This window comes from Mesorhizobium argentiipisi (SeqCode) (genome assembly GCF_037179585.1).
Lineage (GTDB): Bacteria > Pseudomonadota > Alphaproteobacteria > Rhizobiales > Rhizobiaceae > Mesorhizobium > Mesorhizobium argentiipisi.
This window is the reverse complement of record NZ_JAPYKO010000026.1, coordinates 26,304-39,422: the sequence shown is the minus strand read 5'-3', so window position 1 is coordinate 39,422 and position 13,119 is coordinate 26,304. Positions and strand designations below refer to the sequence as shown.

14 protein-coding genes are annotated in these 13,119 nt (G+C 61.0%); 11 read left to right on the top strand and 3 right to left on the bottom strand.

What is annotated here, in order from left to right; all coding sequences use genetic code 11:
* Positions 1-130 precede the first annotated feature (130 nt).
* Complete coding sequence (locus O7A05_RS27030) at positions 131-802, top strand: class I SAM-dependent methyltransferase (RefSeq protein ID WP_337096062.1); 672 nt, start codon at positions 131-133, stop codon at positions 800-802.
* A gap of 129 nt (positions 803-931) precedes the next feature.
* On the opposite strand, the gene O7A05_RS27025 is transcribed toward O7A05_RS27030, so the two are convergent.
* From O7A05_RS27025 to O7A05_RS27015, 3 genes are read right to left on the bottom strand one after another with little or no spacing between them, the layout of a single operon-like run.
* Positions 932-2,098 carry a glycosyltransferase family protein gene (locus O7A05_RS27025; RefSeq protein WP_337096061.1) on the bottom strand — a complete coding sequence of 389 codons (1,167 nt, stop codon included), beginning with the start codon at positions 2,096-2,098 and terminating at the stop codon, positions 932-934.
* Complete coding sequence (locus O7A05_RS27020) at positions 2,095-3,339, bottom strand: glycosyltransferase (protein ID WP_337096060.1); 1,245 nt, start codon at positions 3,337-3,339, stop codon at positions 2,095-2,097. The genes O7A05_RS27025 and O7A05_RS27020 overlap by 4 nt, the downstream gene beginning before the upstream one ends.
* 1 nt (position 3,340) lies before the next feature.
* Positions 3,341-4,555 carry a glycosyltransferase family protein gene (locus O7A05_RS27015; RefSeq protein ID WP_337096059.1) on the bottom strand — a complete coding sequence of 405 codons (1,215 nt, stop codon included), beginning with the start codon at positions 4,553-4,555 and terminating at the stop codon, positions 3,341-3,343.
* Positions 4,556-4,939: 384 nt separating this feature from the next.
* Here O7A05_RS27015 and O7A05_RS27010 point away from each other — a divergent pair, with 384 nt between their 5' ends.
* The 10 genes from O7A05_RS27010 to O7A05_RS26965 all read left to right on the top strand — a co-directional run bounded on the left by O7A05_RS27010 (position 4,940) and on the right by O7A05_RS26965 (position 13,093).
* On the top strand, positions 4,940-5,185 hold the full coding sequence (locus O7A05_RS27010) for a hypothetical protein (protein ID WP_337096058.1): 246 nt from the start codon (positions 4,940-4,942) through the stop codon (positions 5,183-5,185).
* Between the two features lie 302 nt (positions 5,186-5,487).
* Positions 5,488-5,853, top strand: a complete 366-nt coding sequence (locus O7A05_RS27005) for a VOC family protein (protein ID WP_337096057.1) — start codon at positions 5,488-5,490, stop codon at positions 5,851-5,853.
* A 289-nt stretch (positions 5,854-6,142) separates the two neighbouring features.
* A complete protein-coding gene (locus O7A05_RS27000; protein WP_337096056.1) occupies positions 6,143-6,451 on the top strand; it encodes a hypothetical protein in 309 nt (102 codons plus the stop codon).
* 293 nt (positions 6,452-6,744) lie between these two features.
* Entirely contained in the window at positions 6,745-7,947 is a 1,203-nt protein-coding gene (locus tag O7A05_RS26995) for an ABC transporter substrate-binding protein (protein ID WP_337096055.1), read from the top strand.
* A 77-nt stretch (positions 7,948-8,024) separates the two neighbouring features.
* Positions 8,025-8,891, top strand: coding sequence for a branched-chain amino acid ABC transporter permease (locus O7A05_RS26990; RefSeq protein WP_095768826.1), 867 nt, complete (start codon positions 8,025-8,027; stop codon positions 8,889-8,891).
* A gap of 7 nt (positions 8,892-8,898) precedes the next feature.
* Positions 8,899-9,879, top strand: coding sequence for a branched-chain amino acid ABC transporter permease (locus O7A05_RS26985; protein WP_337096053.1), 981 nt, complete (start codon positions 8,899-8,901; stop codon positions 9,877-9,879).
* Between the two features lie 3 nt (positions 9,880-9,882).
* The gene (locus O7A05_RS26980; protein ID WP_337096052.1) at positions 9,883-10,662 is read left to right on the top strand and encodes an ABC transporter ATP-binding protein; all 780 of its coding nucleotides are present in this window, start codon (positions 9,883-9,885) and stop codon (positions 10,660-10,662) included.
* Positions 10,659-11,381, top strand: coding sequence for an ABC transporter ATP-binding protein (locus O7A05_RS26975; RefSeq protein WP_337096051.1), 723 nt, complete (start codon positions 10,659-10,661; stop codon positions 11,379-11,381). Before O7A05_RS26980 ends, O7A05_RS26975 begins: the two co-directional genes overlap by 4 nt.
* Before the next feature lie 11 nt (positions 11,382-11,392).
* Entirely contained in the window at positions 11,393-12,136 is a 744-nt protein-coding gene (locus O7A05_RS26970) for an aspartate/glutamate racemase family protein (RefSeq protein WP_337096049.1), read from the top strand.
* Between the two features lie 249 nt (positions 12,137-12,385).
* The gene (locus O7A05_RS26965; protein WP_337096048.1) at positions 12,386-13,093 is read left to right on the top strand and encodes a GntR family transcriptional regulator; all 708 of its coding nucleotides are present in this window, start codon (positions 12,386-12,388) and stop codon (positions 13,091-13,093) included.
* Positions 13,094-13,119: the final 26 nt, after the last annotated feature.

Here is a 13,119-nt window from a genome sequence, read left to right as displayed (position 1 = left end):
AGTAAAAGCATCAGCTGGTGGACGGCGCATCGGCAATCATCGCCGGCGACATGTTCGAAGCCTGCGAGGCGGCTTGGCGGGGCAAGATTGCGTTGTGTCGCCCGAAATCCCAACGTACAAGGCGAATATGATGGATGTCACGCAACCGCGCAATGCCGGCATGGACGGGCACGAGCAGGCCTTGGACCTCGCGCGGGGAATTGCTGCCTATGTCAACCACCCTCTCGTGGCAGGGCTGGCGCGCGTCATCGCCAAACATCCGAAGGCCGACATCGCCAACGCCTTCAACAACAAGCAGGTGGCCTGCAAGATGTGGGCGCTCGACAGGCTGTTCGAAAGCTGCGGCGGGCGCTTCGGGCGCATATGGGTTCTGGGCGGATGGTACGGCATATTGCCGGCAATGCTTTTCAACGACCCCCGCTTCGATATTGCGGCAGTCGATAGCATCGACATCGATCCCGAAGTCGCGCCGGTTGCCCGGACCCTCAACCGGGAAGCCGGCGGCCGGTTCCGGGCGCTAACAGCAGATATGTACGCACTCGACTATGCGGCCGGGCCGTCCGATCTGATAGTCAATACGAGCTGCGAGCACATAGCCGATCTGCGCGCCTGGCTTGCCCTGCTTCCGCGGGGCACGACTGTACTGCTGCAATCAAATGACTATTTCAGCGAGCCGACGCACATCAACTGCGTGGCTTCACTTGCAGCCTTCGAAGCAATGGCGGCGCTGCGGGAGATACGATTCTCTGGCGAACTACCGACAAAAAATTATACGCGCTTCATGCTAATTGGGACTGTTTGATGCATTTCGCCCAAAAGCGCGTGGCGGCTTTAGGACAACGACATGCATCAAAACAAAGACTTAAAGCGCGGCGCCTGAATCCGGTTCAGCGCGACGCGCTTTAGGCCCCGCCATCTGCTTGATCATGTCCTATTCCGAGACCGGGCCCCATTTTAGGGACCGTGTTCGATGCCGCTCGCACAGGATTTGCGCCGAGTGACGCGCCCCTTCCAGATCGAGACGATGCGCGGACGGCCTCGGTGCCACAAGCGCCTGTTCGATCGCCTGCGCTAAACCTTCAGGCGTCAGGTCCTTTTCCATCAGCACCGTTGCAAGCCCGAGTTCTTCGAGCATCAGGGCGCGAACTGTTTGTTCGGTTTCCCCGCCGGCTGCAAACGGCACGAGCAGGGAGCGACAACCCGCGCGCAGGACATCGCAGACCGTATTGTAACCCGCCTGCGAGACCGACAGACGGGCGCCGGTCAGCAAGCTGGCAAAATCCTCGCGGAAGCGGAAGATGGACAGGCCCGGCGTGGCATCGCGTCCGATGGCGTCAAACTCGTCTTTCGGCAGGTTGGGGCCGGTGATCAAACACCATTTCCAGCCATTGTTGGCATTCCGCGCCGCTGCGATGGTGGAACCGACAAGGCCCCTTCCGGCAGCCCCGCCGCCAACCGACACCAGAATGTCGAAGCGCTCGGTGGCCGCGGGCGATGGCGGCGCGGCAACGAGCCCTGTGTAGGTGACCTCGGCCCTGATTGCCCCAGCCAGCGGAAATGTCTTGTCGATGGTTGCGAAAGCCGGATCGCCGTGGACCATGACAAGGTCGAAATGCCTGTTGATAAGATTGACCGTTTCCTCGTTTCGGCCCGGCTTGACGCGCTCCTGAAGGATATCACGGACGGACGTCACCAGCAGCGGTCTGGGCGACGTCGCGTCGATGGCCTCGATCAGCGGCAAGAGTTCGAACCGCATCTGCCGGCGTCCAAATGGAAACGCCTCGACAATGACGATATCAGGCCTGCAATCCAGGAATGCCTGCAGCAGCATGTCTGAACGCCGTTTCTTGAAATCATCGTCGATGGGTTTGCCCTGCAGGTCGACAAGTCCGGAAAATCCTTCATCACCGGAGGTGATAGGTGGCAGGGCCACAGATTTTACACCCAGTCCTGGAAACCCCGCGATCGGCGCTCCGCCAGTCACCACGGTTACGTCAAACCCGTCATCGACCAGAGCCACCGCAAGGCGGCTGGCGCGCGCGAGATGGCCGATACCGAGGAGGTGCTGGACATAGAAGAAAGCGCGCAGTCGCTTCATTCGGCGGCCCGCCACTCCCGCTCGAACAGTTCCTTGAGCTGTCCAATGCTAGCCATATGGTCGAAATTGCAGCGCACGCACTGCTCCGCGGCGTCGCCGAGGCGGGCGCGCAGCACGGGATCACGGATCAGGCGCTCGAGCGCCTCGGCCAGTGCAATTGGGTTTTCCGTCGGAACCAGCAGCCCGGTTTCATCCGGCGATAAAAGCTCCGGCACGCCGGAAATATCGGTCGACACGCAGGCAAGCCGCTGGCTAGCCGCCTCCACCAGAACATTCGGCAGACCGTCCCGGTCGCCATTCGCAGTGATCCTGCAGGCCAGGGCGAAGATGTCGGCGCGGCGGTAGTGCTCAAGCACCTCCTCCTGCGCAAGCGCGCCTTTCCAAGAGACACGACCATCCAGGCCGAGCTTTTGCGCCAGCGCCTTGAGCCGCTCCAGCTCCTCGCCGCCACCGATATGCTCGAAACGCCACGCCAAATCGCCAGGCAAGAGGGCAAGCGCCTGCAGCAAGGTATCGTAACCTTTCTTTTCAACGGCGCGCCCGACACTCAGAACGATAACCGGTTCGTCCGGTGCCGAGCCGTCATGCTGTTTGCGCGCCTCGCCGAAACTGCCGAAGCGATCAAGGTCGAGCCCATGGTAGCTCAGATGCACAGGCGACTTGCCGTTGGCGAGTTTTTTCAGGCGGTCGAAGCCGGTCTTCGTGCAAGTGACAGTCCAGCGCGCCGAGGAAAGCTTGCCAGCCAGATCCCAGTCCGCCGAAGTCCAGATGTCCTTGGCATGGGCCGAGCAACTCCAGGGCAGGCCACGAAGCTGGCTGGCATAGCGCGTCACCGATGCCGGTGTGTGCGCGAAATGTGCATGCAGCCAGGCCGCGTCTTCCGGCCATTCGGCCGCCAAGACGAGCGCTTGCCCGAAGCGGCGCACGCGATTGCGCGTAAAGTCGCGGGGGATATCGGTAGCCAGCGATCCGAGCGCCCGCCAGAAACCCGGGCGCAGCAGATAAGCACACAGCGAGCGAACCACGCGCAGCGGCTCTTCATGCAGATATTCCGGCAGATAATGGACGGGCGCTTTGATCTCGTCATGCACGGGGTGGCGTTTTGCGTCGGTCGGCCGCCTAAGCGCGACGAGCATCAGGTCGAACCCCGCACGCTCCAGACCGAGCAGTTCCTGCGCGATGAAGGTTTCCGACAGCCGCGGATAGCCCTTCAGAACCACGACGATCTTGCGATGCTGCAACTCAGTTCATGCCTTCAATGACCGAAAGGTGATGGCCGGTCCGCCGGTCGAGCAGTTCCGCGACGATTTCGGAAATATGAGGCAACCCTTCCAGCGTCAGATGCGGATTGCTCTGCGATGGGCGGGGCCGATCCGGCAAAACCTCCAGTGCATCGGCAAACCGCTGGGAATCCTGGGCTTCCTCCGGCAAAAGCATCTCGATGAGGCCGAGTTCGGCTGCGCGCCGTGCTCGGATCAGCTGTTCCTCGCGGGGCTCGACGCGCGGCACGATCAGCGCCGGCTTGTCAAAAGACAGTATCTCGCAATAGGTGTTGTAACCGCCCATCGCCACTACCGCCCTGGCGCCGGCAATCAGCTCTTCCATGCGGTTGTCGAAGTCGATGATCTTGATATAGGGGATCTTGGCCCCCTTCTTGCGCAGCTTGTTGCGCTTGCGCGCCGGCATGTAAGGCCCAAGCACGATCAGCGCCCTATGTTGCAATTGCGGATCCTGCTGATAGGCGTCTATGACGTTGTGGATCAGTTCGGCGCCGTCACCGCCGCCACCTGTGGTAACGAGGATATAGTCGCCCTCGGGCCGGTGGCCGGGCAACTCGTTTTGCGGCAGGCTCCGTTGCAGGAAGCCGACGAACTTCATCTTTGCCCCGACCGCCGGAGGGACATCCAAGCCAGTCAACGGATCGTAGAAATCCGGCGGACCATAGACCCAGACCTTGTCGTAGAATAGGCCTATCTTGCGCATCACATCTTTGCGTTCCCACTCTGCTTCGAGCAGATGCGGCGCGTCCATCACCTCGCGCAGGCCAAGCACGAGCGTGGTGCCTCGCGTTTTGAGGTAGGACAGCGTGTCCTCGATCTCACCGCGCAGGCCGAGCGGTTCCTTGTCGACGATGCAGATATCCGGCCGAAAGGTCTCGGCTGTGTGGCGGATGATCGACTGGCGCATCCTCAATGTCTCATGCAGATCGATATCCTTTTCCAGCGAGGTGTATTCGCCGTTGCGCAACTTTATGACGCTGGGAATCTTCACGAAGTCGACCCGGGCGCGGTAGTCGAAGGCGCCAGCGATAGTCGCACCCGAAATGATAAGCACCTGAAGTCCATGAAAATCCTCGACCAGCGAATGCGCGATCGTCCGGCAGCGCTGCAAATGGCCGAGCCCGAACGTGTCGTGGCTGTACATGAGAATTCGAGCGTTTTGTGCGTGCTGGGTCATTGTTGAACGTCTCTTAGAATTCTCGCTTTGAGGACCGTGGGCGAATCGAAGGGGAAAGCGGTGTCCAAGAGATCGGCAGAAGCCATCCCTCTTGATTCCAATGAGCTCCGGGCTCTCCGAACTTCATTGGTTTCTGAGCGGTGAAGGCGAATTCCGCCATCCTGTCAATATACCTAATTGCTTGATCGGCATACGAAAGGACAAGGTCGCCAGGCGTCGCACGGCGCATATTGTCGTAGAACTCACTTCGCGCGCCATTGCTCTCGGTCCTGGGGGACCAAAGGTGCTGCCCATCAATCTCTTGACGTGCGGTCTGTTTATGATTCACCCACCAGAACTGAGCCATCTATCGCCCAGGCTAGCCGGAAATTCGGTAGGAATCGAGTGGATGCCAGCGCTCACAACACACCCCCTGCGGCAGAGGTGTGCACACCGGTTGCTTGTCGATCTCTATTGCCTCTGGCTAATGCCTTAGCTGGGGCGGTGACGGTACTTTTTGAGATGATTTGGGCGCGGCGTCGAACGCCGCAAGGTGCAAAAAAATTGGCCGATTGGTTCCCGATGGTTGGTGAAACGTCAAAATTTTTTTGCGGCGATTTTCTATTTAAAATCCAAAGCGTAACTTTTTGACGGTTTTGATGACGGAGTTTGCGTGACGTTGAAGAATATTTGATCCTGATTTCAATTAGTTATCAGTTGTTTGAACGATCGAGTGGGAGTGACAGGGAGTGCCGTGGAGTAGCATGGGGTAGGAGAGGATGTGTAAGCGAATTGGTGGCCAGCGATAAGTCGAGCGACGCGGTTCCGCAGGCGGTAGTCGGCTAGGTCGTGTTCTCATCAGCCGACGGGCCGACTGTTGGCCGTGATCCCAATGCCAAGGAACCGGATTCGCATTGGCCGGTTCACTTTCTACGGTGAAAGGAGCACGGACCATGGCATCCATCCGATACATTGTGAGAGACATTGACAGTTCGGTCGCGTTTTATCACGATAAACTCGAGTTCAAGGTTGACATGCACAACCCTGGCAAGTTCGCAGCGCTCATTCGCGATGATCTCACGCTTTACCTTAGCGCTCCGGGCGCAGGCAGTGGAGGAACTGCTGGCGGTAAACCAGAGCCCGGCGGATGGAACCGGTTCATGATCGTCACAAAAGACATAGACGCCCTCGTCGGCCGGTTGAACGATGCAGGCGCCAAATTCAAAGGAGAAATCAGCGAGGCGGGAGCTGGTCGCGCCAGACTTCTGGAAGATCCGTCGGGCAATCTGGTTGAACTGTTTGAGTTCAAGAAGAAATGAACGGGCGCGCAGATCGTCAAGAACGACGTTCATGTTCATGCGCCTCGCAAAGCCCGACCGAATGCAGCTGTGACGGTCCGTAGAGGAATTGCGCTCATAAATCAGCGCCAATGCATAGAGACAATCGAGTACGGTGAAGTAGTGTCGGATGGCAGAGGACACTCCAGCCAATCCAGGCCATCGATAGAAGTCGACAGATTCTAGGCGACCTGCAGATCTGCCGCTCTGTCGAGCATTAGCGGTGCCGAAAGCAGCTAGGGGAACTTTCGCTCCGCTGGCGATTTTGGATATGCTGCAGGTCTCAATTACCCGGAAGGTCGCTGCTATGACGAAGTATTTTGCAATCGCCGCGCTCATGCTTGTCACAGCGGCCATGATGGCGGGCCCGGCTGCCGCCGGCGAACAGCATCGCTACCGCGTCGTCAAACACGAGCGTTATGTTCCGGCCAGCGACGACATCATCGAGACGCTGTTCGGCGGTCCGCGCTATTACGATCAGCAGATGACCACCACGGCGGCGGGCGCCTGCGCGTATCACCGCGTCGGACCGGACGCGAATGCGGTGAACTACATCAACGATAACTATTGCGGGAAGTAGGATTCCCTGGGGGCGGCGTTCCTCGGAGCGTTTTCGACAAGCCTCGACCCTCTTTGCGTTATGGTCTCTGCGAACTATTGGAGTTCGCCGGGGTGGCTGTGGTTGGCCGGACGTGGCCTCTTTTGAATACAAATCCTCTCGCGGGTCTGCGGGTCATCGCACACAGTCGATCCAGATATTGTATACAATAATAAAGAAAGATGTTGACAATCGACGTTGGCCGGTTTCCCTTACGCTATACGCGCAGCTTGCGAGCAAAACACAAAGCGCGATAACCAAGGGGAACTGAAGCTATGATCAACCGTCGCTCGACTCTGAAATCAATGGCGCTCGGCGCCGTCTCGACCCTGGCGCTTGCCGCTCTCGGCATTTCGTCCGCGCAGGCTGAAAACAAGGAACTGAAGATCGGCTTCGTCGGCGTTACCAGCGGCCCCGCTGCCGCCTGGGGCACGTCGAACGTGCGCTCGATGCAGACCCGCGCCGCCTGGATCAACGAGACAGGTGGCGTCAAGATCGGCGACGACACCTACAAGATCAATATCGTCACCTTCGACGACCAGAAGGATCCCAAGCGCGCCATCGCCGGCATGGAGAAGATGGCGCAGGAAGGCATCCACTATGTCGTCGGGCCGAATGTCGATGACGGCGCCGCCGCGGTGCGCCCTGTCGCCGAGGCCAACGGCATCATTTATTTTCCCTACGCTTTCCCCAAGGCGCTCTACCAGAAGCCCGCTTCCAATGCCGTGCTCGGGATGATCGCCAACTATCAGTCAGGCCCTGCGATCTACAAATATCTCAAGGAAAACAAAGGCGTGAAGAAGATCGCCTTTGTCGCGGCCAATGAATCCGACCCGCTCAGCCAGCGCGACAGCGGCGTCGAGGCGGCGAAGGCACTTGGACTGGAAGTCGTCGCCCAGAACGACACCTACCAGAATGACACCCGCGACTTCACGCCAGTGCTGACGCCGATCGTCGCCTTGAAGCCCGACCTGCTCGTCCTGTCCGGCGTGGCGCCGGCCAACGCGCCCCTGCTCATCCGTGCCGCCCGCGAGCTTGGCTATGAAGGCCTGATCTCGACGGAAACCGCGCAGGACGCCAAGGTCCTGGAAGAGGGCGCCGGCGAATACGCCAATGGCTTCATCTCCGTCGGCGGCGCCTCCACGCCGGAGATCGCCTCGGACGCGATGAAGGAATTCGTCGCCCGCTACACCAAGATGTTCGGCGAATACAACGACGAGTCCAACACCAAGGTCTATGCGCTCGAATACATCATCGAGACCTTGAAGGCCAATCCGGCGGCCATCAACGACGTCGAGGAATTCAAGAAGACCATGGACACTTTCTCGGCGCCCAATCCCTTCCTGAAGGGCGACGCGAAGCTCAGCTATGTCGGCATGACCTCCTTCGGCCAGAAGCGCCAGCTTTCGGTGCCGATGGTGGTCAACGAATATAAGGACGGCGCTTTCCAGACCTTGTTCGTCGGTTCCGTCGACTAGCGCCACCTTCGAGCGTCATTCCTCCAGCTTGCCGCGGGGTCCGATAGACCGGACCCCGCGGAAGATCGAAGGTATCCATGGAACAGGTCATCGCCAACGGATTGTATCTCGGTGCCCAATACGCGCTGATCGCGCTGGGCTTGACCCTGATCTTCGCCCTGATGAACGTGCTCAATTTCGCCCACGGGCAGATGTATGTGCTGGGCGGCTTCATCACCTACACCGTCTACGGCCAGCTCGGCCTGCCTTTCGTGGTGGCGCTGCTCGCCTCCGGCGTCACGCTCGCTATCATCGGCGCGCTGATGGAGAAATTCCTCTTCCGTACCGTCATCAGGCGCAGCCATCGCGAGGAAAGCACGATGCTGCTCGCCGCCGCGACGGCCTTTTTCTTCGACGCCGTCATCCTGCTTCTGTTCGGCGAAAAGCAGCGCGGCGTTCCCAAGATCGTCAAGGGCGTCTTCAACGACGCCGGTATCATCATGCCTTACGATCGTATGGTCGTCGGCGTGCTGGCGATCGTCTTCATCGCCGCCTTCGTGCTCTATATGCAGTACAGCCGGGTCGGGCGCGCCATGCGCGCGCTTGCCCAGGACCGCGTCGCGGCCCAACTGATGGGCGTCCGCGTCGATCGCTATTCGATGATCGGTTTCGCGATGGGCGCCATGCTCGCGGGCGTCGTCGGCGGGCTGCTGGTCACCATCACCGGCGTCAATTCCGGCATCGGCGGGCCGATCTCCATCAAGGCCTTCCTGATGGTGATGATCGGCGGCGCCGGCGTCGTCGGCGGGGCCATCGCCGGCGGCTTCATTCTCGGCATGATGGAGTCGGTCGGCCTCACCGTGCTGCGCGAATATGGCGACATCACCTATCTCGTCATCTTCGCCGCCCTGATGGTGTTCCTGTCGATCCGCCCCAACGGGCTGATGGGCAAGCCGTGGGGTTGATGGCGCCATGACCCGCAATCGCAATATCAAAATCGCATCGGTCGCGGCCTTCCTGGCGATCGTCTTCATCGCCGTGCCGGCCGCGATCTCGGCAAGCGGCCACTTCGACCTCTATTACACGCTGACCTCGGTGGCGTTGCTCAGCATCGCCAGCGCCGGTGTCTGGCTCACCTTCTACATCGGCCGCATCAACATCGGCCAGGGCGCCTACGCGCTGATGGGCGGCTATGTCTCGGCCATACTGGTGATGAACTATGGCTGGTCGTTCTGGTTGACCTTGCCGGTGGCCGGGCTTTTTTGTGCCGCTGCGAGCGTGCTCATCGGCCTGCCGATCCTGCGGCTGCGTGGCGTTTACTTCGCCATGGTCACGCTGGTGCTGACCGAGGTGGCGCGGCTGCTCGCGCTCGCGCTGCCGATCACCAACGGCGCCAAGGGCATCGTCAGCATCCCGCTGCCCGGCGCGCTGTCGGTCTTCGGCCTGACCATCATTCCGGATTTCGCCACGCTGCAGAATTCGCGGCTTGCCTTCTATCTTCTGGCGGTCACGCTGATGGTGGTCTGCTTCGGGGTCATGTACCGGCTGGTGAATTCGCGCATCGGCAAGCTTTGCCAGTCGCTGCAGCAGAATGAGGAGCTGGCCTCCTCGATCGGCGTCAACATCGCCTATCTGCGCATCATCGCCTATGCCGTGTCGTCCTTCTTCGGCGGCGTGGCCGGCGCCATCTTCGCCGCCATCTCGCAATCGATCTATCCGTCGAGCTTCACGGTCACCGATTCCGTCAACTTCATGCTGAACTGTTTCCTTGGCGGCCTCGGCTACGTGTTCGGGCCGATGCTCGGCACGCTGGTGCTCTATTTCGGCTGGGACCTCTTGTTCCAGACGGGCCAATTCCAACTGCTCATCTATTCCGGCCTGATGATCGTCCTGATGCTGGTGCTGCCCAACGGCCTGCTCAGCCTCTCGGCTTCGATCCGGAAGAAGGCTTGAGCCATGGCCGAAATGCTCGAAGTCTCCGGTATCACCAAGCGCTTCGGCGGTCTGGTCGCGGTCAACAACATCTCCTTCTCGGTGCGCGAGAAAGAAATCCTGTCGGTGATCGGCCCGAACGGCGCCGGCAAGTCGACTTTGTTCAAGCTGATCTCGTCCTTCCTCAAGCCCACGACGGGCGAGGTGCGCCTGAAGGGCGAACGCATCTCAGGCATGGCGCCGCATATCGCCGCTCGCAAGGGCGTCGTGCGCACCTTCCAGGAGACCACCATCTTCAAGAACATGAGCGTGCGCGACAACGTCGTCATCGCGCATCACCTGCGCTCGAAGGCAAGCCTTCTCGGCTTTTTCCTCGGCACCGGCGCGGCGAAGGCCGACGAGGTGGCCTTCGGCGCCTCCGCCGACGAAATCCTGGCGCTGCTCGGCCTCTCCTCGCTTGCCAATGAGACCGCCCGCAACCTGCCGCACGGCCATTTACGGGCGCTGGGCATCGCCATCGGCCTTGCCACCGATCCTTCGATCCTGCTGCTCGACGAGCCCTTCGCCGGCATGAACCATGACGAAACGATGCGCATGGTGGCGATGGTGCGGCGCCTGCGCGATCTCGGCCTCACCATCCTGCTCGTCGAGCACGATATGCCGGCCGTGATGAAGATCTCGGACCGCATCGTGGTCCTCAATTTCGGGCAGAAGATCGCCGAGGGAACGCCGTCGGAAATCCAGGCCAACGAGAAGGTAATCGAAGCCTATCTGGGCAGCGAAGACGAGGCGATCGGCCTATGAACCAGATCCTGAACTTCGCCAATGTCGAGCTCTATTACGATCACGTCTATGCGCTGAAAGGCGTCTCGCTCGAGGTCAACGAGGGCGAGACCGTCGCGCTGATCGGCGCCAACGGCGCCGGCAAGTCGTCGATCCTTCGCGCCATCACCGGCTTGCGCAAGATCAGGTCAGGCAAGATCCATTACGGCGGCAAGCGCATCGACGCCGCCGCCCCCGACGAAATCGTCAAGATGGGCATCGCCATGGTGCCGGAAGGACGCCGCGTCTTCCCCTTCATGTCGGTCAGGGACAACCTCCTGATGGGCGCTTTCACCCGCACCAGCAAATCCGAGATCGCCGCGTCGATGGAGATGGTTGTGGGGCGCTTTCCGCGGCTGAAGGAGCGCTTCTCGCAGGCCGCCGGCACGATGAGCGGCGGCGAACAGCAGATGCTGGTCATCGGCCGCGCGCTGATGGCGAAGCCGAAGCTCCTGCTGCTCGACGAGCCGTCGCTCGGCGTCGCGCCAAAACTCGTTCAGGACATCGCCCGCTCCATCGTCGCGATCAATCGCGACGAGAAAGTCAGCGTGCTGCTGGTCGAGCAGAATTCGCGCATGGCGCTGCGTATCTCGCAGCGCGCCTATGCGCTCACCACCGGCAGTGTCGCGCTGAGCGGCAACTCCGCCGAATTGCTGACCGACGACCGGGTCAAGCGTCTTTATCTCGGCGGCGAGATCTGAGGCTGATTCCAATGCGCATTCTCGTCATCAACCCCAACACGACCGCCTCGATGACCGCCAAGATCGGCGAGGCGGCGCAAAGCGTCGCCTCCGCGGGAACCGAAATCATGGCGGTCAATCCGGCCGATGGTCCACCAAGCATCGAGGGCTACTTCGACGAGGTCTTCGCCGTGCCGGGCATCATTGCCGAGATGGGCAAGGCGCCGGCAGCCGACGCCTATGTGATTGCCTGTTTCGACGACACCGGACTCGACGCCGCGCGCTGTGCCAGCGGAGCACCCGTCATCGGCATCGGCGAGGCGGCGTTCCATATGGCGAGCCTGATCGCCGGCAAGTTCAGCGTCGTCACCACGCTTGCCCGCTCGGTGCCCGCGATCGAGCACAATCTGGCGAAATACGGTCTCGCCTCGCGTTGCGCCAAGGTACGCTCGTCGGAAGTCGCCGTGCTCGAGCTCGAACGTCCGGGCTCGAATGCGAGGCACAGGATATCGCGGGAGATTGCGCGCGCCATAAGCGAGGATCACGCCGAAGCCATCGTGCTCGGCTGCGCCGGCATGGCCGACCTTGCCAACAGCCTGTCGGAGGAACATGGCGTCCCCGTGCTCGATGGCGTCGTCTGCGCCGTCACGCTGGCCGAGAGCCTGTGCAAGGTGGGCTTGAGGACATCGAAGATCGGCGGCTATGCCGCGCCGCGCCGCAAACAGTTCGCCGGCATGTTCGCACCGCTGTCGCCCACGGAAGTCGAAGTCGTCTAGAGCATGATGCCGAAAAGTGTGAAGCGGTTTTCGGACGACATCATGCTCTACCTCTTTGATTTAGAGCCGGATTCAGATTTCAGGTCGACTTGACCTGAAATCATCCGGCTCTAGGCGGCTTCATGCTGGCGGACGGCCGGCCGGCGCCCGGGCAGGTGGGATTGACCGCCGCGCGAGCGATACTAGATTGGACGGGCTGCCGGCGATTTGGGGGCAGATCGGGCCATTTCGGCCACGCGCATTGAAAGAATGTTGACAGTACTCAAGGAAGAAGATCGAGACGACAAGCCGGCGGCGCGCTGGTCGCCGATCTATTATGGGCTGAGGGACGCCATCGTCAGCCATCGCCTCGCGCCGGGTACCAAATTGCCGGAAGACGAGTTGGCCTCGATCTATTCGGTGAGCCGCACGGTGGTCCGGTCCGCGCTGCAGGCCCTTGCCCATGACCGGCTGGCGCGGCTGGAGCCCAATCGCGGCGCCTTTGTCGCGCAGCCGTCGAAGATCGAGGCGCGCGAAGTGTTCGAGGCGAGGGCGCTGATCGAACCCAAGGTGGCCGCGCTCGCCGCCAGGACGGCGGTGCCGTCGGATATCGGGCAATTGCGGTCACACCTGGAGAAGGAGCACGAGGCGCTGCATGCCGGCCGCGACAGCGACGCCATCATGCTGTCGGCACGCTTTCATGTCGGCATTGCCGAGATCGCTGCGCATTCGGTGTTCACCAATTTCGTGCGCGACCTCGTCTCGCACTCCTCGCTGATCATCGCGCTCTACTGGAAGCGCCGTGACGCCACCTGCGAGAAGCACGCCCACCACGCGCTGGTCGACGCCATCGAGGCCGGCGACAGCGCCGACGCTGCCGCCCTGATGAACAGCCATCTGGTCGACCTGCTGTCCGGACTCGACCTTACCGACAAGGTTGAGAAGTCCGACAGCCTGGCGGATCTGCTTCGAGCTTAGAGCGAACGGCGGTTCAGCCGGGTCGC

Bases quoted from the DNA above. Each gene is read 5' to 3' on its own strand.
- O7A05_RS26970 (WP_337096049.1), top strand. From the start codon at position 11,393: ATGCGCATTCTCGTCATCAACCCCAACACGACCGCCTCGATGACCGCC.
- O7A05_RS26995 (WP_337096055.1), top strand. From the start codon at position 6,745: ATGATCAACCGTCGCTCGACTCTGAAATCAATGGCGCTCGGCGCCGTC.
- O7A05_RS27030 (WP_337096062.1), top strand. From the start codon at position 131: ATGGATGTCACGCAACCGCGCAATGCCGGCATGGACGGGCACGAGCAG.
- O7A05_RS27025 (WP_337096061.1), bottom strand. From the start codon at position 2,098: ATGAAGCGACTGCGCGCTTTCTTCTATGTCCAGCACCTCCTCGGTATC.
- O7A05_RS26975 (WP_337096051.1), top strand. From the start codon at position 10,659: ATGAACCAGATCCTGAACTTCGCCAATGTCGAGCTCTATTACGATCAC.
- O7A05_RS26990 (WP_095768826.1), top strand. From the start codon at position 8,025: ATGGAACAGGTCATCGCCAACGGATTGTATCTCGGTGCCCAATACGCG.
- O7A05_RS27000 (WP_337096056.1), top strand. From the start codon at position 6,143: ATGCTGCAGGTCTCAATTACCCGGAAGGTCGCTGCTATGACGAAGTAT.
- O7A05_RS27005 (WP_337096057.1), top strand. From the start codon at position 5,488: ATGGCATCCATCCGATACATTGTGAGAGACATTGACAGTTCGGTCGCG.
- O7A05_RS26985 (WP_337096053.1), top strand. From the start codon at position 8,899: ATGACCCGCAATCGCAATATCAAAATCGCATCGGTCGCGGCCTTCCTG.
- O7A05_RS27015 (WP_337096059.1), bottom strand. From the start codon at position 4,555: ATGACCCAGCACGCACAAAACGCTCGAATTCTCATGTACAGCCACGAC.
- O7A05_RS26980 (WP_337096052.1), top strand. From the start codon at position 9,883: ATGGCCGAAATGCTCGAAGTCTCCGGTATCACCAAGCGCTTCGGCGGT.
- O7A05_RS26965 (WP_337096048.1), top strand. From the start codon at position 12,386: ATGTTGACAGTACTCAAGGAAGAAGATCGAGACGACAAGCCGGCGGCG.